At 70.1% G+C, this 19589-nt stretch carries 19 protein-coding genes; 8 read left to right on the plus strand and 11 right to left on the minus strand.

The genetic code is table 11. The features are described 5' to 3' along the window. Positions 1-2 precede the first annotated feature (2 nt). The 3 genes from O1G22_RS15540 to O1G22_RS15550 are packed head-to-tail and all read right to left on the minus strand — an operon-like array spanning position 3 to position 2862. The gene (locus tag O1G22_RS15540; protein ID WP_270081897.1) at positions 3-1241 is read right to left on the minus strand and encodes a CpaE/TadZ family protein; all 1239 of its coding nucleotides are present in this window, start codon (positions 1239-1241) and stop codon (positions 3-5) included. A 12-nt stretch (positions 1242-1253) separates the two neighbouring features. Further along, positions 1254-1976: a Flp pilus assembly protein CpaB gene (gene cpaB, locus O1G22_RS15545; RefSeq protein WP_270081898.1), complete on the minus strand. Its 723-nt coding sequence runs from the start codon at positions 1974-1976 to the stop codon at positions 1254-1256. A 58-nt stretch (positions 1977-2034) separates the two neighbouring features. Continuing rightward, positions 2035-2862, minus strand: coding sequence for a hypothetical protein (locus O1G22_RS15550; protein ID WP_428986491.1), 828 nt, complete (start codon positions 2860-2862; stop codon positions 2035-2037). Positions 2863-3182: 320 nt separating this feature from the next. Between O1G22_RS15550 and O1G22_RS15555 the strand changes: the two genes are divergently transcribed. Next, positions 3183-4910, plus strand: coding sequence for a chitinase (locus O1G22_RS15555; RefSeq protein ID WP_270081899.1), 1728 nt, complete (start codon positions 3183-3185; stop codon positions 4908-4910). A 629-nt stretch (positions 4911-5539) separates the two neighbouring features. Here O1G22_RS15555 and O1G22_RS15560 read toward each other — a convergent pair. Next, positions 5540-5944 (minus strand): ATP-binding protein, encoded by a 405-nt coding sequence (locus O1G22_RS15560; protein ID WP_270081900.1) that lies wholly within the window; start codon positions 5942-5944, stop codon positions 5540-5542. 169 nt (positions 5945-6113) lie between these two features. Between O1G22_RS15560 and O1G22_RS15565 the strand changes: the two genes are divergently transcribed. Genes O1G22_RS15565 through O1G22_RS15575 form a run of 3 tightly spaced genes read left to right on the plus strand, consistent with a single transcriptional unit; the run spans position 6114 to position 7439 of the window. Further along, complete coding sequence (locus O1G22_RS15565; RefSeq protein ID WP_270081901.1) at positions 6114-6965, plus strand: helix-turn-helix domain-containing protein; 852 nt, start codon at positions 6114-6116, stop codon at positions 6963-6965. 7 nt (positions 6966-6972) lie between these two features. Continuing rightward, positions 6973-7155 carry a DUF397 domain-containing protein gene (locus O1G22_RS15570; RefSeq protein ID WP_270081902.1) on the plus strand — a complete coding sequence of 61 codons (183 nt, stop codon included), beginning with the start codon at positions 6973-6975 and terminating at the stop codon, positions 7153-7155. A gap of 35 nt (positions 7156-7190) precedes the next feature. Beyond that, a complete protein-coding gene (locus O1G22_RS15575) occupies positions 7191-7439 on the plus strand; it encodes a hypothetical protein (protein WP_270081903.1) in 249 nt (82 codons plus the stop codon). Positions 7440-7485: 46 nt separating this feature from the next. Here the strand turns inward: O1G22_RS15575 and O1G22_RS15580 are convergent, their stop codons facing one another. The 4 genes from O1G22_RS15580 to O1G22_RS15595 form a co-directional block, all read right to left on the minus strand. After that, positions 7486-8037, minus strand: coding sequence for a hypothetical protein (locus O1G22_RS15580; RefSeq protein WP_270081904.1), 552 nt, complete (start codon positions 8035-8037; stop codon positions 7486-7488). A gap of 253 nt (positions 8038-8290) precedes the next feature. Continuing rightward, on the minus strand, positions 8291-8701 hold the full coding sequence (locus O1G22_RS15585; protein ID WP_270081905.1) for a RidA family protein: 411 nt from the start codon (positions 8699-8701) through the stop codon (positions 8291-8293). Continuing rightward, entirely contained in the window at positions 8698-9474 is a 777-nt protein-coding gene (locus O1G22_RS15590; RefSeq protein WP_270081906.1) for an IclR family transcriptional regulator, read from the minus strand. The genes O1G22_RS15585 and O1G22_RS15590 overlap by 4 nt, the downstream gene beginning before the upstream one ends. After that, entirely contained in the window at positions 9471-10508 is a 1038-nt protein-coding gene (locus O1G22_RS15595) for a sugar kinase (RefSeq protein WP_270081907.1), read from the minus strand. Before O1G22_RS15595 ends, O1G22_RS15590 begins: the two co-directional genes overlap by 4 nt. A gap of 167 nt (positions 10509-10675) precedes the next feature. Between O1G22_RS15595 and O1G22_RS15600 the strand changes: the two genes are divergently transcribed. Beyond that, positions 10676-11947, plus strand: coding sequence for an amino acid deaminase (locus tag O1G22_RS15600; protein WP_270081908.1), 1272 nt, complete (start codon positions 10676-10678; stop codon positions 11945-11947). Positions 11948-11957: 10 nt separating this feature from the next. After that, a complete protein-coding gene (locus tag O1G22_RS15605; protein WP_270081909.1) occupies positions 11958-13568 on the plus strand; it encodes an N-acyl-D-amino-acid deacylase family protein in 1611 nt (536 codons plus the stop codon). A 20-nt stretch (positions 13569-13588) separates the two neighbouring features. On the opposite strand, the gene O1G22_RS15610 is transcribed toward O1G22_RS15605, so the two are convergent. Together O1G22_RS15610 and O1G22_RS15615 are read right to left on the minus strand one after the other, a co-directional pair. Continuing rightward, positions 13589-14461, minus strand: a complete 873-nt coding sequence (locus tag O1G22_RS15610; protein WP_270081910.1) for a S1 family peptidase — start codon at positions 14459-14461, stop codon at positions 13589-13591. Positions 14462-14605: 144 nt separating this feature from the next. After that, on the minus strand, positions 14606-15469 hold the full coding sequence (locus O1G22_RS15615) for a hypothetical protein (RefSeq protein ID WP_270081911.1): 864 nt from the start codon (positions 15467-15469) through the stop codon (positions 14606-14608). 125 nt (positions 15470-15594) lie between these two features. Between O1G22_RS15615 and O1G22_RS15620 the strand changes: the two genes are divergently transcribed. Next, positions 15595-16806, plus strand: a complete 1212-nt coding sequence (locus tag O1G22_RS15620) for a pyridoxal phosphate-dependent aminotransferase (RefSeq protein ID WP_270081912.1) — start codon at positions 15595-15597, stop codon at positions 16804-16806. 85 nt (positions 16807-16891) lie between these two features. After that, the gene (locus tag O1G22_RS15625) at positions 16892-17311 is read left to right on the plus strand and encodes an SCO4983 family protein (RefSeq protein ID WP_270081913.1); all 420 of its coding nucleotides are present in this window, start codon (positions 16892-16894) and stop codon (positions 17309-17311) included. Between the two features lie 200 nt (positions 17312-17511). Here the strand turns inward: O1G22_RS15625 and O1G22_RS15630 are convergent, their stop codons facing one another. Further along, positions 17512-19332 carry a phosphoenolpyruvate carboxykinase (GTP) gene (locus O1G22_RS15630; protein WP_270081914.1) on the minus strand — a complete coding sequence of 607 codons (1821 nt, stop codon included), beginning with the start codon at positions 19330-19332 and terminating at the stop codon, positions 17512-17514. Positions 19333-19589 lie beyond the last annotated feature (257 nt).

Below are 19589 nucleotides of genomic sequence, written 5' to 3' on the forward strand. Positions count from 1 at the left end.
GCTCACTCCTTCCGCCGCCGGAATCCCACGGTGCCCCGCCCGCCTCCGCGATGGGCCCCCTCGGTCGCCGTCTTCACCAGCCCGAGCTCCCCGGCGAGCGCCCACAGGGCCTGCTTCACCGTGCTCCTGCTGTCCAGCTCGTGGACCCGCCCCGCGTCCACGACGGCCTGGAGTTCCTTGAAATGGGCGGGTACGGCGGTGCGTGCGAGGGCCGTACCCGTGATGCGCTGTACGAGCGCGGGCTGGATCTCCGCGGTGCGGCTGTGCCGGTTGACGACGACCGTGGTCTCCTCGGCCTTGCGGATCTGGAGCCGGTCCCACATCCGTACGGTCCGTTTGGCGGCGCGTACGGCGATGACGTCGGGGGTGGTGACCAGCAGCGCGGTGTCCGCCATCTCGACGGCCGCCGCGCCCGCGCCGCTCAGCTGGGCGCCGCAGTCCACCACGACGACCTCGTAGCGGGAGCGCAGGGCGCTGATGATCTGGCGGGCGACGCGGTCGCTGACCTCCTCGCCGCGTTCGCCCTCGGCGGGGGCGAGGAGCAGGGCGAGCCCGGTGTCGTGGCGGAACACGGCGTCGGCGAGGACGCGGGGCGAGATGTCGGTGATGGCGGCGAGGTCGGCCACGGACCGGCGGAACTGGATGTCCAGGTAGGAGGCGATGTCACCGGTCTGGAGGTCGAGGTCGACCAGCGCGGTGGGCCGGCCGGAGGCCTGCGCGGCGAGGGCCAGCTGGATCGCGGCCAGCGTCGCGCCCGTTCCGCCCTTGGCGCCGCTGACCGTGACGACCGTACCGCCGACCCCGCCGAGGACGTCGGAGGCCGCGTGGCCGAGATGGCGCCGTACGCCGGTCGACCACTGGGCGACGGCCTGGACGCGGCTGGCGAGTTCCTCGTACGACAGCGGGAGCGCGACCAGGCCGCGGGCGCCGGAGTCCATGGCGGCGGAGAAGAGGCCGGGGCTCGCGTCGGTGGTGACGAGGATGACGCCGACGGCGGGGAAGCGGAGGGCGACCTCGCGGATCAGCTCCAGGGCGGGGACGGGCCCGATCCGCTCATGTACGACGACCACCTCGGGCAGCTCGTCGACGGACTCGGCGGCGAGGCGGGCGAGGGTGTCGACGAGCTGGGTGGAGTCACCGACCGGCGGCTGCGGCTCGGCGTCGGGGAGCTGGCTGAGGAGGGTGACGAGGGAGCGGACGGCGTCCGGGTCCGCGCCGGCCGGAAGGATCCTGGTGGGCATGCGGGCCGCCTCTCACTTGTCCGTCGCGAGTTCGTAGGTGCGGTCCTTGTCCGGGACGCTGGTCTCGCTGCCGGGGGCGACCAGTGCGAGCCGGACGCGCTGGGCGAAGGACTCGGCGTAGGTGATGCGCTGGGCGTCGAGGGTGGACAGCGCGAAGGTGATGGGGACGGCCTCGCTCGGCTGCTGGCTCTGGCTCTGGTTCTGGCTCTTGCCGGTGTCGGGGTCGAGGGCGGTGATGCGGCCGACGTCGAGGACGCGGGCGTTGGTCACGATGATCTTCGACTGGTCGGGATCGCCGTTGCTCTTCCCGGAGAAGGTGGCATACACATTCACCCGCGCCCCCGGAGTGATCTTTCCGGCGACCCCGGTGGCCGCGTCGATCATGATGGCGACCTCCTGCTGTCCGGGCTGGAGGGCGGGCTGGTCGACGATCATGTCGGTCTGGAGCAGGGACCCGGCGCGCAGGGTGGTGACGGCGATCTTGCCCTGGATCTGCCGCAGATCGGTGACGGCGTTGTCGGACAGCCACCGCTTCGGCATCTTGATCTTCTCGAACTGGCTGGTGTCCAGGGCGGTGTACGGCTTCACGTCGGACCGGACCCGGTAGGCGCTGACCTCGGGGCCGACCTTGGAATTGACGTTGTGGACGACGGAGAGCACGCCGGCGAACGCGCCGAGAGCGCACAGGACCGACAGGATCAGCAGTATCACGCCGCGGCGCTGACGGGAGTTCATGAGCCGTACAACCTCATTGGGGGAATCGGTCGGGCGGGACGGTGACTTACGGATCTGGTCAGGCGGGCGTGCGCTGTTCCAGGGCGCGGGGGGCGGCGGGTTCGTGGACGGGCGGGGTGGCGGAGCAGAAGACGCAGCGGTCGCCGATGACGTCCAGGCCGCACCAGTGACAGCCGGTCTGCCGTACGGAGGTGACCAGTTGATACAGAACGGACAGATCGGCGAGGTATCCGCAGAACTCGACCATGCGGCCGGTGCCCCACCACACCGGGGACTCGGCGGGCAGCGGGACCTCGCGCAGCCCGTGCACGCTCCACTGCCCGCCGAGCCCGCCGACCCAGTCGCTCTGCAACTGCCCCTTCGCGACGAGCATCCACGTGCTGAACTCGGGCCCCTTGAGGGTCGCACCGGGCACGATCTTGACGAGCTGCGGCTCCGGATGGGCCAGCACGGCGAACTGGCTGCCGGGCATCCACGACCTGGCGTGCGCCTTGAGCCCGACCGGCACCCGGTCCAGCTTGGCGACGGAGCCGAGGACGGCCCCGGCGTGCAGATAGTGGGTGAGCAGCCGCCCGGCGGAGGCGAGCACTCCCGGGCTCAGATCGCAGGAGGCGAGCTGGCGCAGCTGCCGGGCGAGGACGGCGACGCCGAGGGGCGGGAGGTCGGGCCGGAAGAGGGCGACGCGATCGCTTTCGAGCAGCGAGCGAAGGGTGTACAGCCGTCGTACGACACTTTCCGGGGTGGCGCTGGAGCAGACGACGACGAGATACCCGTACTGCTCGATCAGGGTGTGCAGTTCGGTGAGCGCGTGGTCCAGCGGTCGCTGGTCGAGGCCGCTCAGCACGACGGCGGGCATGGTCCGTTCGTCCTGGGCCGGCAGCGCCATGTCGGCACTGGTCACGGCGATGGCAGTTGGCACGCGCAGCTCCCCGCTCTTCACACCCGCCGGCCGTCCGGGGTAACTCCCGTACGCCGGGACGACTTCACTGCGTGACTACCTGAGCACTGTATCCACGGCCGTATGACCGGAGAACAGCGTTTGTGAAGCTCGCGTGGAACTCTCTGAGCACAAGTACGGCGCAAGTCCCGCCAAAACCGGACAGGTTGAGCACCGGCACGGAGACGAGTTTGGTCTGGACCTCTTGACACCCCAATTGGTCTGGACCAACTTGTACGCACACTCGAACTCCCCACTCGGAGGCCCCCGTGGACCGCGCCCCAGGCACAGGCATACCCAGATCCGGCAGACGACGCCTCACTCTCTGGTCGGCCGCCACGGCCCTGGCCCTCTCGGTCGCCGGGCTGGCCGCCGCGAGCCCCGCATCGGCGGCCGACGTGAACAACGTCAAGAACGCGGGCTTCGAGTCGGGCCTGAGCAACTGGACGTGTACGGCGAACAGCGGTGTTTCCGTCTCCTCCCCGGTGCACAGCGGCACGTCGGCACTGAAGGCGACCCCGGCCGGCCAGGACGACGCCCAGTGCACCCAGACGGTCGCGGTCCAGCCCAACTCGACGTACACCCTGAGCGCGTGGGTGCAGGGCGGCTACGCGTACCTGGGCGTGACCGGCACGGGCACGACGGACGTCTCGACCTGGACCCCCGACACCACGGCCTGGAAGCAACTGTCGACGGCCTTCACCACCGGCGCGTCAACGACGTCGGTCACGGTGTACACCCACGGGTGGTACGGCCAGGCGGCCTACTACGCCGACGACGTCTCGGTCTACGGCCCCGACGGCGGCGGAGGCGGCGACCCCGGCCCGACGGTCCCTTCCGCCCCGACGGGTCTGACGGTCTCGGGAACGACCTCCTCCTCGGCGTCTCTGTCCTGGTCCCCGGTGTCGGGCGCGACGGGCTACAACGTCTACCAGAACGGCACGAAGGCCACGGCGGTGACGGGAACGTCGGCGACGCTGACGGGGTTGACCGCCGCCACGTCGTACAGCTTCCAGGTGACGGCGACGAACGCGGCCGGCGAGTCGGCGAAGTCGGCGGCGGTGACGGCGACGACGCCCTCCGGAACGGGCGGTGGCGGCGGTGGTGCCGGGGTGCCGAAGCACGCGGTGACGGGCTACTGGCAGAACTTCAACAACGGCGCGACGGTCCAGAAGCTGTCGGACGTCCCGTCGTCGTACGACATCATCGCGGTGGCTTTCGCGGACGCGACGTCGACGCCGGGCGCGGTGACCTTCAACCTGGACTCGGCGGGCCTCGGCGGCTACACGGTCGACCAGTTCAAGGCGGACATCAAGGCGAAGCAGGCGGCCGGCAAGAAGGTCGTCGTCTCGATCGGCGGCCAGAACGGCACGGTGTCGGTGAGCGACTCGGCGTCGGCGACGAACTTCGCGAACTCGGTGTACTCCCTGATGCAGACATACGGCTTCGACGGCGTGGACATCGACCTGGAGAACGGCCTCGACGCGACGTACATGACACAGGCGCTCCGGGCCCTTTCCGCCAAGGCCGGCTCGTCGCTCATCCTCACGATGGCCCCGCAGACGATCGACATGCAGTCGACGTCGAACTCGTACTTCCAGACGGCCCTGAACGTGAAGGACATCCTCACGGTCGTCAACATGCAGTACTACAACAGCGGTTCCATGCTGGGCTGCGACGGCAAGGTCTACAGCCAGGGCACGGTCGACTTCCTGACCGCCCTCGCCTGCATCCAGCTCCAGGGCGGCCTCTCCCCCTCCCAGGTGGGCCTGGGCCTCCCCGCCTCGACCAGCGCGGCCGGCAGCGGCTACGTCTCACCGACGGTGGTGAACAACGCCCTGGACTGCCTGACGGCCGGCACGAACTGCGGCACCTTCAAGCCGTCGAAGACGTATCCCGACCTCCGGGGCGCGATGACGTGGTCGACGAACTGGGACGCGGCTGCGGGGAACGCTTGGTCCGGCTCGGTGGGGGCGCATGTGCATGCGTTGCCGTAGCCGATCGGGTTCTTGATGTGCGACGCCCGGGCCTGCGGAGGTCCGGGCGTCGCACCGTTATGTACGGCTGAAGCCGCTCTTGGGATCAGCTCCCTTGAGTCTCATCCGTCCCATTGGCCCAGCACAACCGGTGATGGGACCTCCCGCAGACGGTGACGGGAAGATTCGGGTCAGCCTGCCCCGCTCCACCCGCCCCTCACCAGCCAGTTCGTCCCCACAGATGGCCCAAACCTGCCACTCACTCATCGCCGATCTCCGCGATCCGGTACCCCCGCCCCCACCACTCGCAGCCGCGAGCCGCCAAACCCACCCGGCGTCCATGCGAGACGCGACCGCGCCCCAGCCAAGACCAGGAACGCAGCCCACCCAAGGGGCCGGCACCGGCCAGGGCCACCGCCCTTCCGGGCCGCTCGCTCGCTTCTCCCCCGGGCTGGAGCGAGGTGTGTCAAGGGTGGCCCGCAGGGCCATCGGCGGCAGCCGACGCGGGAGTGGAGCGCAGCGGAACGGGAGCGCCCTTGACTCACCTCGCGCAAGCCCGACAATCACCGAGAAGCGGGCGGCCCAACGGCCACCGACTCACTCCGTCTCGAACAGCTCCGCCGACTTGCTCTGTGTGACGCGCGGCGGCATCACGCCACCCCCAGCTCACACCACACGTACTTCCCCCGGTCCCCGAACCGCGCCGACGGCTGCCAGCCCCACAGTTCCGCGCACGCCATGACCAGGCCCAGCCCCCGCCCTTCCTCCAGCTCGATCACCTGCTCCAGCGGGCGCGGCGGGTCGGGCGGGGCCGGGTCGGTGTCCCAGGCCCCGATCCACACCATGCCCTCCGGGGAACGGCGGACCCTGAGTGCGGCGGGCCCCTTGGTGTGCCGTACGGCGTTGGAGACCAGCTCCGTGGCGAGGAGTTCGGCGGTGTCCACGAGCCCGGTCAGCCCGTGCAGGGTCAGGATCAGGCGCAGGGTGCGGCGGCACACCGTCACCGCTCTCGGGTCGTTCGGGATGTAGAGGGTGTAGTCCCAGGTTTCGGGCATGCGTCATCAACTCCGTTGAGGTGAGGGGATTTTCGGGCGCAGGGTGGCAACGCCGCAGCTGCGGTGCACTTCCGCTGCGTGTGCGGTACGTCACCGACCGTAGACCTTAGAATTAAGAGCAGGCAAGCCGATCCCGTAATCTGACCCCGAACGAGTCAAGGAGCAACCGATGGGGACCAAGCGCGAACCCACAGCGCGACAGATGCGGTTGGCCGTGGAATTGCGCCGGCTTCGCGAGGCAGCAGGCCTCAGTTCACGTGAGGCGGCCGCGATGCTCGGCGTGAACTCCGTTCAGATCAGTCAGATCGAGTCCGGCACCTCAGGCGTGAGTGAGCAGCGGCTGCGCCGCATGGCTGCCAACTATGCCTGTCTGGACCAGGAGTTGGTCGAGGCGCTGGCGGCCATCGCCTCCGAGCGGACCCAGGGTTGGTGGGAGGAGTACAGAGGTCGCCTGCCCACGTCATTCCTGGACCTGTCGGAGCTGGAGTACTACGCCGCCCACCGATGGGACGTGGACTTCCTGCTTGTTCCCGGACTTCTTCAAACCGAGGACTGGGCACGGGCGCTCTTCTCGTCCCGTGTGCCCGAACTCCCCGAAGAAGAGCTGGAGCTGCGAGTGGCGCACCGCATGCAGCGGCGCACCATCCTGGAGAGGGCACCAGCTGTCCCCTACGAAGCCGTGATCCACGAAGCGGCGCTCCGCATGATGGTCGGCAGTCGTGCTGCGTCTCGGGCGCAACTCACTCGGGTCTTGGAGCTTTCCGAAGCAGAACACATCACGGTGCGCGTGATCCCCTTCGACCTGGAACACTTCGCCGACCTGGGTGCCGCCATGGTGTACGCCGGCGGCGCGGTCCCGAAACTGGACACCGTCGTACGCGATGGCCCTCACGGCACAGGGTTCATCGACTCGGAAGCACAACTAGGGGTATTTCGAGCACACTTCCGTAGAGTGGAGGCCGTGTCACTCGACCCGGATCGGTCGCGTGATTTCATCCACCGGCTGGCGAAAGAACTGTGAGGAACACATGGCCATTCGCGACCACTGGCGCAAGTCGTCCTACTCCGGTGGCGGCGACGGCAACGCCTGCGTAGAGATCGCCAACCGCCGCACCCACATAGCCATCCGAGACTCCAAGGCCCCCGCCCGAGCCACCCTCACTGTCCCGGTGGACGTCTTCGTCTCCTTCGTGGAGGCGCTCAGGAAGTGAAGCCTTATTGGCGGCCTTACTGGTATCGCATACGCATGCGTGACGCGGCTGCGCCATGGGCCGGCTGGAAGGCACTGGGTGTGCCGGAGTTCAGCCAGGTTCCGGTGGGAGCGTTGAGCGACTCGCCGCTGGAAGTGTGGGCCACCGCCTTGCTGCACGAGGCCCGGAGCGAACTCGACGACCTATGCGGTGACCTGCTGATCGAGTGCTATGACGAGCCGACTCCGAGTGCGGGCACCGAGCCTGCCTTCTCCGCCCAGGTACCGCTGGGACCTGGGACCTGAGCGACCTCTCTTGCCGGTGCCCGCCCCGAACCGCGGGGGTGGGCGCCTAAGCGGACTCTTCGGCTTCGGACTCGTCCTCGAAGTACGCGTCCAGCACCGCGTCCAGCTGCTCGTCCCACTCCTGGAAGCGGGACTTCGACGCCGCCTCGATCTCGATGGGGTACCAGCGGCGGTCGGGGGTGTGGACCGTGATCGTGTAGCGCTTGCCGAAGCGGGGGGTCTCCGTCTCCACCGCCGCGACCTCGTCCCAGCGGAACTCGCAGGACTCCTGGTCCAGGCTGAGGCGGACGCCCTTGCGGTCGGCCACGATCTTCGCGCGGCGGTCGGAGGCCTCGAAGACCGGGCCGTCGTCGTCCGTGGGCTCGTCGGCCTCCTCGGCCTCCTCCGGCTGAGCCGTCACCTTGGCATCCTGCACCTCCGGTTCCGGCTCCACGACTTCCGGCCCGGCGGCCGTAGACGCGTCGGTGCCCGTGTCCACCTTGGCCGGAGCCGTGATCCCCGGGATGAAGGCCGGGTCGAAACCGGCGCCCGTCACGGGCTCGGTCTTCAACGGCTCGGCCTTCGACGGCTTGCTGCTCGCTCCTGTGCGCTGCTCCACGGCGGCAGTATGGACGACTTCCCTGTGCTGGAACCAGTCAGCCCGCGCATCCTCCGTTCCCACGGCAGCTCGGAGCGTCATCTCGTCCGCTCTCCCCCGGGCGTGAAGCACCCCTACAGCCACCCTCGGAGCCAAGGAATAAGACACGTTTACATAACAAAGACCACCGCCGCCACCCCGAACCGGGTAGGGGGAGCGCGGCACGGTGGCCCGGGGGTGTGGGGCGCCGTGCCGTACGGGACGTGCGGGGACGTCAGCTCAGTACGGCGAGCGCGTCGATCTCGATGAGGAGGCCGGCCGGGAGACCGACGTAGACCGTGGTCCGGGCGGCGGGCGGTTGAGTGAGGCCCTGTTCCTCGAAGTACGCGTCGTACATCTCGTTCATCTCGGCGAAGTGGTCCACGTCCGTCAGATAGACGCGGATCATCATCGCGTCGTCCCAGCTCGCGCCGCCCTCCTCCAGGATCGCCTTGACGTTGGCGAGGGTCTGGAGGGTCTGTTCGCGCAGGGTGGGGCCGGCCGGTGTCGGGGGCTTGCCCTCCTCGGCGGGCAGGAAGCCGACCTGGCCGGCCACCTGGAGGATGTTGCCCTTCTTCACGCCGTGCGAGAACTTCGCGGGCGGGGTGGTGTGGGTCTTCGGGGTGAGCGCGATCTTCTCGGTCATGCAGGGTCGTCCTTCGTGGGGTCCGTCACTGGCGTTCTTCCGGAGTACTCGCCGCTGATCGCGTCCGCCGTACGACGCACCAGCGGGAGCAGGGTGAGGAGTTCCTCGGCGGTGACGACCACGTTCGGCGCGGACACCGACATCGCGGCGACCACCCGGCCGTCGGCGCCGCGGATGGGGGCAGCGACGCAGTTGATGGACTCCTCGTGGCCACCGAGGTCGGCGGCCCATCCCTGTTCGCGAACCTGCTCCAACTCCCGCAGAAATGCCGGGGCGTTGGGGGTCGAACGGGGCGTGTACAGGGGGTAGTCGAGCTGGTCCGCGAGGGCGCGGCGCTCGGCTTCGGGGAGGTCGGCGAGGAGGAGCTTCGCGACGGCCGCGACCGTGATGGCGACCGGCTTGCCGATCCGGGAGTACATGCGGACCGGGTAGCGGCTCTCCACCTTGTCGATGTAGAGGACCTCGCCCTCCTCGTGCACGGCGAGGTGCACGGTGTGCCCGCAGGCCTCGTTGAGCCGCACGAGGTGGGGGTGGGCGATCTCGCGGATGTCGAGGTTCTCCATCGCCTCCTGTGCGAGGGCGAAGAGGCGGGCGCCGAGGCGGTAGCGCTGGTCGGACTGGCGGTAGACCAGGCCGTGTTCGTGCAGGGTGCGCAGGAGGCGGAGTGCCGTGGATTTGTGGACGCCCAGGCGGTCGGCCACCTGGCCCAGGTCTGCGGGGCCCTCGGCGAGCAGCGGCAGGATGCTCAGGGCGCGGTCGACGGTCTGACTCATGGGGTGTTCGCCTCCTCCGTGGCCCGCTCGGCCTGTGTCCAGCCGGGGCCGAGTCGCAGTCTCCCCCATGCGGTGTCGTCCAGGGCGCTCAGGCGGTCGGCGTGGTCCCGGGTGGGGGGCGGGGCCAGGTCACCGGGGGTGGTGAGGGCCGCGGCGGCGAAGAGGTGGCCGTACCGGAGGCGATCCCTCACGGGCAGGCCCCGGAGGGTGCCGGAGAGGAAGCCTGCGGCGAAGGCGTCTCCGGCCCCGACGTGGGCGAGGACGTCCACCTTCGGGGCGCGAACGAACGTCGCGGTTCCGTCGGCGTCCGCCGTGCTCCCGTCGGTGATCTTGTCGAAGGCAGTCGCTCCGCCCTTGCCCTGCTTGACGACGACGATCGCCGGCTCGGGCAGCGCCGTCAGGATGGCTCGTCCGCCGTGCAGTGACCAGGCGTCACGCGCCTCGTCGTCCCCCACGAACACGATGTCCGCGCGCCGCGCCAGTTCCAGCAGGACGCGGGGTCCGTCCGAAGCGTGGCGCCACAGCGCCGGCCGGTAGTTGACATCGAAGGAGATCAGCGGGCGGCCGGGACGGGGTGCCGTCAGCTCGTAGAGCAGGTCGCGGCACGCGTCGGAGAGCGCGGCTGTGATGCCCGACAGGTGCAGTACGCGCCCTGCCCGCACCGCCGCCAGGTCCACGGTGTCCACGGCCATCGCGGAGGCCGCGGAGCCGGCGCGGTAGTAGGCCACCTCGTGGGTGTCGGTGGCGCGGTCGGCGGCGGTGCGGAAGTAGATGCCCGTGGGCCGCGCCGGGTCGGTGCGCACGGCACTCGTGTCGACGCCGTACCCCGCGATCCCCTCCACCAGATGCTGCCCGAAGCCGTCCGCCCCCACCCGGCTCACCCACCGTGCGGTGTGGCCGGCGGCGGCCAGCGCGCAGGCCACGTTGGATTCGGCGCCGCCGATCGCGCGGTCGAAGGAGGGCACGTCCGCGAGGCGCCCGGGGCGGCTGGGCAGGAAGGTGACCATGGACTCGCCGAGCGCCACGACGTCCACAGGGTGGTACGCAACTGTCCCGGCGTAAGCAGCGTCGTCGATGATGACTCCTGTCGATACCTGGGCGGCGGCTCCGTTGACCCGGTGTCGGCGAGATGCTAGACACCCGTAGCACCATACGCAATGGCCGTTGCGCACACTGCAACGCATGCCGAGAGAGGGGCTCCATGCGCACCGAAGCGCTCGCCCGGCTGGCCGAGGAACGCGTCGACCATCGCTTCAAGGGCCTGCCGCCCGACGCCGACGGCCTCACCGTCGGCGAACTGGCCGCCCAGCGCCGTAACCTCTTCCGCGAGGCCGACGGCTTCACCACCCCCGTCCTCGCCCTGTCCGCCGAGCGCCTGGAGCACAATCTGGCGCTCATGGAGACGTACGCCGCGCGGCACGGGCTCGCCTTCGCCCCGCACGGCAAGACCTCCATGGCTCCGCAGCTCTTCCACCGCCAGATCGAGCACGGCGCCTGGGGCGTCACCCTGGCGGTGCCCCACCAGGTGCGCGTGGCCCGCGCGTTCGGCGTCCAGCGGATCTTCCTCGCCAACGAGCTCGTGGACGCCCCGGCGCTGCGCTGGATCGCGGGCGAGCTGGCCGCCGACCCGGACTTCCGGTTCGTCTGCTACGTCGACTCCGTGCGCGGTGTCGAGCTGATGGACGCCGCGCTGAAAGGCTCCTCAAGGCAGCTGGACGTCGTCGTCGAGCTGGGCGCCGGCGAGGGCGCGCGGACCGGGGTGCGCACGGAGGCGGACGCGCGGGCCGTCGCCGAGGCCGTGGGCGGTACGGACACGCTGCGGCTCGTCGGCGTGGCGGGCTACGAGGCCCAGGTGCCGGGCGCCGACCCGGTGCTCGTGCATGCGTGGCTGGACCGGCTGGTCGCACTGGCGGTGGAACTCGACAAGGCCGGCCGGTTCGCCGGCGCCGACGAGATCGTGGTGAGCGCCGGTGGCAGTGAGTGGTTCGACGCGGTCGCCGATGTCTTCGCCGCCGTGCCCGAACTCTCCCGCCCGGTACTGAAGCTGCTGCGCTCGGGCGCGTACATCTCGCACGACGACGTGCACTACAGCAGGCTCACCCCCTTCAACCGGGTCCCCGAGGAGGGCGCCCTGGAGCCCGCGTTCCGGCTGTGGGCCCAGGTCGTCTCCCGTCCCTCGGCGGACCAGGCCTTCCTCAACGCGGGCAAGCGCGACGCGGCCTACGACCTCGACCTTCCGGTGGCGCACGTGGTACGCCGGAACGGTACCGAGCGTCCGGCGAGCGGCGTCGAGGTGAGCGCCCTGTCCGACCAGCACCTGTGGCTGCGCACGGACGCGGGCGCGGACGTCGAGGTCGGCGACTGGGTCGGGCTGGGGCTGTCCCATCCGTGCACGTCGTTCGACAAGTGGCAGCTGATCCCGGTGGCCGAGGCGGACGGGACGGTCGTCGACTTCATCCGCACCTACTTCTAGGGAGCCTTCCGTGGAGGACCTGGTCATCCGGGACGCCGACGTCGTGGACGGCAGCGGCGAGGCGTCGTACCGGGCCGACGTGGTGATCGACGGCGGCCGGATCGTCTCGATCGTCAAGGAGGCCGCCGCGGCCGGCTGCCAGCGCCCGCGCGCCATGCGGGAGCTGGACGCGGAGGGCCTGGTCCTCTCCCCCGGCTTCATCGACATGCACGCCCACTCCGACCTCGCCCTGCTGCGCGACCCCGACCACAGCGCCAAGGCCGCGCAGGGGGTCACGCTGGAGGTCCTCGGCCAGGACGGGTTGTCGTACGCGCCGGTGGACGACCGCACCCTGGAGGAGGTGCGGCGGGCGATCACCGGATGGAACGGGTACGGCGACGACATCGAGTTCGACTGGCGCTCGGTCGGCGCGTACCTGGACCGGCTGGACCGGGGCATCGCCGTGAACGCCGCGTATCTGATCCCGCAGGGCACGGTCCGCGCACTCGCCGTCGGCTGGGAGGACCGCGCGGCCACCCCCGAAGAGCTGGACCGCATGCGGCGGTTGGTGGCCGAGGGCATGGAGCAGGGTGCGGTCGGGATGTCCTCCGGGCTCACCTACACCCCCGGCATGTACGCCCCGGACGCCGAACTGACCGAGCTGTGCCGGGTGGTGGCGTCGTACGGCGGCTACTACTGCCCGCACCACCGCTCCTACGGCGCCGGCGCCCTGGCGGCGTACGCCGAGATGGTGGAGCTCGCGCGGGAGGCGGACTGTCCGCTGCATCTGGCACACGCGACGATGAACTTCGGGGTGAACAAGGGCCGGGCGCCGGAGCTGCTCGCCCTGCTCGACCAGGCCCTCGACGCCGGCGCGGACATCACGCTGGACACCTACCCCTACACCCCCGGCTCCACCACGCTGGCCGCATTGCTGCCGAGCTGGGCGAGCGCGGGCGGACCGCGGGAGATCCTGGCCCGGCTGGGCGACCCGGAGACGGCCGAGCGGATCCGGCACGGCCTGGAGGTGACCGGCTCGGACGGCTGCCACGGGGTGCCGGTGGAGTGGGAGACGATCGAGATCTCGGGCGTCGCCGACCCGGCGCTGGGCGCGTACGTGGGCCGTACGGTCCGGGAGGCGGCGCGGCTGCGGGGCGAGGCGCCGTGGGAGACGGCCCGCGGGCTGCTGCTGGGGGACCGGCTCGGTACGACGATCCTCCAGCACGTCGGGCACGAGGAGAACGTCCGCACGATCATGCGGCACCGCGCCCACACCGGCGGCTCGGACGGCATCCTGCGGGGCGCCAAGCCGCACCCGCGCGCGTACGGCACGTTCCCGTGCTATCTCGGCCACTGTGTACGGGAGTTGGGGGTGCTGACCCTGGAGGAGTGCGTCGCGCACCTCACCTCCCGGCCCGCGGCCCGGCTGAGGCTGCCGGACCGCGGGCTGGTGCGCGAGGGCTACCGGGCCGACCTGGTGCTCTTCGACCCGGAGACGGTGGCGCCGGGCGCGACGTTCGCCGAGCCCCGCAGGCTGCCGACCGGGATCCCGTACGTCTTCGTCGACGGCCGGTTCGTCATCGAGGACGGGAAGCGGACGGACGTGCTCGCGGGGCGGGCGGTGCGTCGTACCCCCGTGTGACCGTTCTTACGGCGTGAGGCTCACGGCTTGGGCAGGGTGCAGCCGGACGCGCTGAGGTTCAGCTTGTTGCCGGTGGTGAAGCACGCCGGGATGATGTACGTCTCCTCGGCGTAGTTGATGCCCTGGCGGACGGTGACGTTGCCGTTCTCGTCCACCTCGCAAGGGTTGTTCTCGGTGCAGCGCTCGCCGTCCTCGTTGCCGGTGTTGTTGACGGCCACGACCTTGCCGGTGGCGGTGTCGATCACCGGGGAGCCGGAGGTGCCGCCGATGGTGTTGCAGGCGGAGGTGTAGCGGACGGAGTCCTTCCAGGTCCAGTCGCCCTCCTGCAGCCGGTACACGAAGCCGTCGATGGCGCAGCTGTAGATCCTCTTCCAGTAGCCGGAGACGACCTTGATGGTGGTGCCGGCCGTCGGGTGGGTGTCCTGCACGGTGAGCGGGCTGATGCCGTAGTTGCTCTTGATCGCCGCGTACGTGGTGGTCGTGCGGTAGATCGTCACGTCCGTGTCCGTCATGGTCGAGTACACGACCTGGTTGGCGCGGAGGGTGGCGACCTTGGTGCCGGCGGAGTTCAGCAGGCCGAAGGTACGGCTGGAGGACTGGCCGGTGATGACCTCACCGGGTTGCGGGAAGCCGGTCTCCAGGCAGTGGCCGTTGGTCAGCACGAGCGCCGGGTCGGTGTCCGCGGAGTTGCGGAAGCGGATGACCGAGCCGGAGCAGTTGCTGAGCGATACGGTGCCGGCGAAGTCGACGGTGACCGCGGCGGGCCTGGCGGTGTGCGGTGCGGTGGTGTGCGGTGTGGAGTGCGGTGCGGTGTGTGGTGCGGCCACCGCCGGGGTCGCGCCCAGCGCGGCCAGGGCCACGGAGGAGAGCACGGCAAGGAGAGGCTTGTTCATGTGGGGGTCCCCTCTGACGACGTGGGCGACCGGAGATCTTCCGGTCGCCCTCACGCTTGTCATGCGCATTCTCAAGGCGAGAGGGGGGTGTGAACAAGAAGGCGTGGCGGGCCGTAGGGGTTTCCCTGTGTGGCGAAGCCTGGCTCAGTGGCGCGTCCGTCCCACGCCGTGACCACGGCCCCGGTCCCCGGGTGTGCCCGACGTGGAGGCCGTCGGGCTGGGCGTCGATGTCGTGGGTGTGGGTGCGGGTGTGCCGGGCGTCGTGGCGGAGGGTGAGACGGTCGGGGCGCCCGGTGTCTGCGACCGGGGTGCGCCGGATGCCGGGGAGGTGGCCGAGGCGGATCCGCCGGCCGCCGGCGAGGCGGGGCCGGACGGGGAGCCGGTGTCCACGCGGGGGCTCGCCGCGGCGGAGTCGTCCACGGCCACATGCCCGCCGCCGGCAGGGCTGGACCCGTCCTGTGCCGGGGAGTCCGAGCCGCCCGTGAGCGCCGTGATCACCGCGACCGCACCGGCCACCCCCAGCGCCCCGGCGACGACCGCCACCCGCCGGCGGCCACCCGTACGCCGCTCGGCACGCCGTCGTTCAGCCCGCCGGCGCTCGGCACGCCCCTCCCCCGGCCCACGGCCCGATCCCTGGCCCGGCCCCTCACCAGACCCCTGCCCCGGGCCCGGACCCAGCCCCTGACCCGGACCCAGCCCCTGGCCCGACCCATGACCAAACCCATGCCCCGAACCCTGGCCCGATCCCCGACTCGGTCCCTGACCCAGCCCTGGTCCGTCGACCGGCTCCAGCGGCTCGGTCGGGTCGGTCACCGGGGGCAGTTCGCGGGTCTCGTCGTAGGCGTTCTGCCAGCCATGGGCGGCGGCGGGGTCGGCGTACTCCTCGTACGCCGGGGCCGGGGCCTGCGGGAGGTAGACGTTCGGCTGCGCGGGGGGTCGTTCCCAGGGCACACCGGCAGGTCCCTGTGCACCGTACGCCCCCGCCTCGCCCTCACGTTCGGTGGACATGACGCCGGATTCTAGGGACGCAAGTGACCCCAGAGACAGCCATCGGCGAAATCCGGGCAAACCTCCGCGTCCCACGTGGCGGAAAACACGACCCAAGAGGCGTGAACCGGCCGTAAGCTCACGACATGCAGGTGATCCAGTCGACCAAGCTCGCCAACGTCTGTTACGAGATCCGGGGACCGGTGCTCCAGGAGGCGATGCGGCTGGAGGCGGCCGGTCACCGCATCCTCAAGCTGAACACCGGCAACCCCGCCGCCTTCGGTTTCGAGTGCCCCCCGGAGATCCTGGAGGACATCCTCCGGAACGTCTCGACGGCGCACGGCTACGGCGACGCCAAGGGCCTGCTGGCCGCCCGGCGCGCGGTCGTCATGCACAACCAGACCCTCGGCATCGAGACGGACGTCGAGCACGTCTTCATCGGCAACGGCGTCTCCGAGCTGATCGTGATGGCCATGCAGGGCCTGCTGGACGACGGCGACGAGGTCCTCGTACCGGCGCCGGACTACCCGCTGTGGACCGCCGCCGTCTCCCTCGCCGGCGGCACCGCCGTCCACTACCGCTGCGACGAGCAGGCGGACTGGACGCCCGACCTCGCCGACATCGAGCGCAAGGTCACGGACCGCACCAAGGCGATCGTGATCATCAACCCGAACAACCCGACGGGCGCGGTCTACGACGAGCCGGTGCTCAAGGGGCTGACGGACATCGCCCGGCGGCACAATCTGCTGGTCTGCTCCGACGAGATCTACGACAAGATCCTCTACGACGGCGCCACGCACACCCCGACCGCGAAGGTCGCCCCCGATCTGCTCACCCTCACCTTCAACGGCATGTCGAAGGCGTACCGGGTGGCCGGGTACCGGGTGGGCTGGATGTCGATCTCCGGGCCGCGCGCCCACGCCGACTCCTACATCGAAGGCCTGACGATCCTGGCGAACATGCGGCTGTGCGCCAACATGCCAGGACAGCACGGGGTCGTCGCCGCGCTCAGCGGACGCCAGTCGATCAACGACCTCGTACTGCCGGGCGGCCGGCTGAAGGAGCAGCTGGACACCGCGTACGACCTGCTGACGCAGATCCCGGGCGTGAGCTGTGTACGGCCGAAGGGCGCGCTGTATCTCTTCCCGCGCCTCGACCCCCAGGTCTTCAAGATCAACGACGACCGCCGGATGGTCCTGGACCTGCTGCGCCAGGAAAAGATCATGGTCGTGCAGGGGACGGGCTTCAACTGGCCCGAGCCCGATCACTTCCGGGTGGTGACCCTGCCGACGGTCGGCGACCTGAAGGACGCGATCACCCGGATCGGGAACTTCCTGGACGGCTACAGCCAGGCATAGGACCGACAGCGATGCGCGAACGGGCTCAACTTTAGACGAGATCTAAGCTAGGATGGCCTCCTGTCAGAGCACAGGAGGCCATCCCATGTACGAGCCGATCCGCACCAAGTCGGTCCACAGCACGATGGCCGACGCCTCCTCCGACTTTCCCCACCGGTCGCGCGAGGAGGAGCTGGACATCCAGCTCGCCGGTCACCTCGCCGCGCTGCTCGCCGTGACCGACGAGCTGCGTGGCTCGACCCCGTCGGCCGACCTGGACGGCGCGGCCGAGCGGCTCGTCGAGCAGGTGACCCGGCTCCGGGGCGGACGTGCCCCGCTGCGGGCGACGCCGTCCGCCGGTGCCGACCCCGCCGCCCTGCACCGGCGTGCACACACCCTCGCAGGCCGCGCGCTCGTGGTCGCCGCGTCCCGCGCCGACACGGCGGCGGCGATCCTCACGGCGGAGCGGATGGACGCCCACAGCTCCGCGCTGGCCGACCCGAAAGAGCTGAGCGCCGCCCACTGACCCCGTCCCGGGGTCCCCCGATCGGCCCCGGTCCGCGTGCACCCGCAGCGACGCGCGGACCGGGAGCCACACACTCCGATAAAAGGCGGGTGCCCCGCACGCCATTGTGCGAGGCACCCGGGGTCGTTCCACGGCCGGTCGTGACGATCGCTGGTCAGGGCACGGCGACCGGCCGTGGAGTCTGGGGCGGGAGCGCGGGACTAACCGAGGCGCTCCACCAGCGCGTGGTACTGGTCCCACAGCTCCTTCGGGGTGTGGTCTCCGAAGGTGTTCAGGTGCTCGGGGACCAGTGCGGCCTCCTCGCGCCAGACGTCCTTGTCGACCGTGAGCAGGAAGCCCAGGTCGGACTCGGACAGTTCGAGACCGTCGGTGTCGAGGGCCTCCTTGGTCGGCAGCACGCCGATCGGGGTCTCGACGCCCTCGGCCTTGCCGTCGAGGCGCTCCACGATCCACTTCAGGACGCGGGAGTTCTCGCCGAAGCCCGGCCAGACGAACTTACCCTCGTCGTTCTTGCGGAACCAGTTGACGTAGTAGATCTTCGGCAGCTTGGCCGCGTCCGCGGACTTGCCGACCTTGATCCAGTGCGCCATGTAGTCGCCCATGTTGTAGCCGCAGAACGGCAGCATCGCGAACGGGTCGCGGCGCAGCTCGCCGACCTTGCCCTCGGCCGCGGCGGTCTTCTCGGAGGCCACGTTGGCGCCGAGGAACACGCCGTGGTTCCAGTCGAAGGACTCCGTCACCAGCGGAACCGCGCTCGCGCGGCGGCCGCCGAAGAGGATCGCCGAGATCGGCACGCCCTTGGGGTCCTCCCACTCGGGCGCGATGATCGGGCACTGCGAGGCGGGGACGGTGAAGCGGGCGTTGGGGTGGGCGGCCGGGGCCTCGGAGGCCGGCGTCCAGTCGTTGCCCTTCCAGTCGGTCAGATGGGCGGGGGCCTCCTCGGTCATGCCCTCCCACCACACGTCGCCGTCGTCGGTGAGGGCGACGTTGGTGAAGACCGCGTTGCCCCACAGGGTCTTCATCGCGTTGGCGTTGGTGTGCTCACCGGTGCCGGGCGCGACGCCGAAGAAACCGGCCTCGGGGTTGATCGCGTACAGCCGGCCGTCCTCGCCGAAGCGCATCCAGGCGATGTCGTCGCCGATGGTCTCCACGGTCCAGCCGGAGATCGTGGGCTCCAGCATGGCGAGGTTGGTCTTGCCGCAGGCCGAAGGGAAGGCCGCCGCCACGTACTTCGACTCGCCCTGCGGAGGCGTGAGCTTGAGGATCAGCATGTGCTCGGCCAGCCAGCCCTCGTCACGCGCCATGACGGAGGCGATACGCAGCGCGTAGCACTTCTTGCCGAGCAGGGCGTTGCCGCCGTAGCCGGAGCCGTAGGACCAGATCTCGCGGTCCTCGGGGAAGTGCGAGATGTACTTGGTGGAGTTGCACGGCCACGGAACGTCCTCCTGGCCCTCCTCCAGGGGGGCGCCGAGGCTGTGCACGGCCTTCACGAAGAAGCCCTCGGAGCCGAGCTCGTCCAGGACGGCCTGACCCATGCGCGTCATGGTGCGCATGGAGACGGCCACGTAGGCGGAGTCGGTGATCTCCACGCCGATCGCCGACAGCGGGGAGCCCAGCGGGCCCATGCAGAACGGGACGACGTACATGGTGCGGCCGCGCATGGAGCCGCGGAACAGGCCCTTCTCACCGGCGAAGATCTCCCGCATCTCGGCGGGGGCCTTCCAGTGGTTGGTCGGGCCGGCGTCCTCCTCCTTCTCGGAGCAGATGAAGGTCCGGTCCTCGACGCGCGCGACGTCGGTCGGGTCGGAGGCGGCGTAGTAGGAGTGCGGGCGCTTGATCGGGTCGAGCTTCTTGAACGTCCCCTTGGCTACGAGCTCTTCGGCCAGCCGCTCGTACTCCGCCTCGGAGCCGTCGCACCAGACCACGCTGTCCGGCTGCGTCAGTTCGGCGATCTCGTTGACCCACGAGATCAGTTCCTGGTGGTTGGTGGGAACGCTGGAAGCCGAGTTGTCGCGCGCCACGGTTGCTCCTAAGTGAGGGATTTTGTCCTTGTTGCCCCGTGGGGGCTGCGACCCGGATGCTTCACGACTGATCTTGTGGTGCTCATCCGGTGCCGACCGCACTCATTTGATCATCCGTCGCGAGCGCCCATCTGTCCAGGGGGAGCTACAGGTGAGCGGCGTGACGAAAGCCACGGTTTCCAGGCCTGTTTGCGTTCCCTTTACGTACAGGTTTGGGTCACCTGAAGGTCTTTTTGCGTTCGAACGACCAAGACCCG

Source organism: Streptomyces camelliae (assembly GCF_027625935.1).
GTDB classification, from domain to species: Bacteria; Actinomycetota; Actinomycetes; order Streptomycetales; family Streptomycetaceae; genus Streptomyces; species Streptomyces camelliae.

Excerpts from the sequence above, each read along its gene's own strand:
- O1G22_RS15575 (WP_270081903.1), top strand. The coding sequence starts at position 7,191 with ATGCGTGACGCGGCTGCGCCATGGGCCGGCTGGAAGGCACTGGGTGTG.
- O1G22_RS15615 (WP_270081911.1), bottom strand. The coding sequence starts at position 15,469 with ATGTCCACCGAACGTGAGGGCGAGGCGGGGGCGTACGGTGCACAGGGA.
- O1G22_RS15560 (WP_270081900.1), bottom strand. The coding sequence starts at position 5,944 with ATGCCCGAAACCTGGGACTACACCCTCTACATCCCGAACGACCCGAGA.
- O1G22_RS15565 (WP_270081901.1), top strand. The coding sequence starts at position 6,114 with ATGGGGACCAAGCGCGAACCCACAGCGCGACAGATGCGGTTGGCCGTG.
- O1G22_RS15550 (WP_428986491.1), bottom strand. The coding sequence starts at position 2,862 with ATGGCGCTGCCGGCCCAGGACGAACGGACCATGCCCGCCGTCGTGCTG.
- O1G22_RS15570 (WP_270081902.1), top strand. The coding sequence starts at position 6,973 with ATGGCCATTCGCGACCACTGGCGCAAGTCGTCCTACTCCGGTGGCGGC.
- O1G22_RS15590 (WP_270081906.1), bottom strand. The coding sequence starts at position 9,474 with ATGAGTCAGACCGTCGACCGCGCCCTGAGCATCCTGCCGCTGCTCGCC.
- O1G22_RS15610 (WP_270081910.1), bottom strand. The coding sequence starts at position 14,461 with ATGAACAAGCCTCTCCTTGCCGTGCTCTCCTCCGTGGCCCTGGCCGCG.
- O1G22_RS15600 (WP_270081908.1), top strand. The coding sequence starts at position 10,676 with ATGCGCACCGAAGCGCTCGCCCGGCTGGCCGAGGAACGCGTCGACCAT.
- O1G22_RS15540 (WP_270081897.1), bottom strand. The coding sequence starts at position 1,241 with ATGCCCACCAGGATCCTTCCGGCCGGCGCGGACCCGGACGCCGTCCGC.
- O1G22_RS15585 (WP_270081905.1), bottom strand. The coding sequence starts at position 8,701 with ATGACCGAGAAGATCGCGCTCACCCCGAAGACCCACACCACCCCGCCC.
- O1G22_RS15620 (WP_270081912.1), top strand. The coding sequence starts at position 15,595 with ATGCAGGTGATCCAGTCGACCAAGCTCGCCAACGTCTGTTACGAGATC.
- O1G22_RS15625 (WP_270081913.1), top strand. The coding sequence starts at position 16,892 with ATGTACGAGCCGATCCGCACCAAGTCGGTCCACAGCACGATGGCCGAC.
- cpaB (WP_270081898.1), bottom strand. The coding sequence starts at position 1,976 with ATGAACTCCCGTCAGCGCCGCGGCGTGATACTGCTGATCCTGTCGGTC.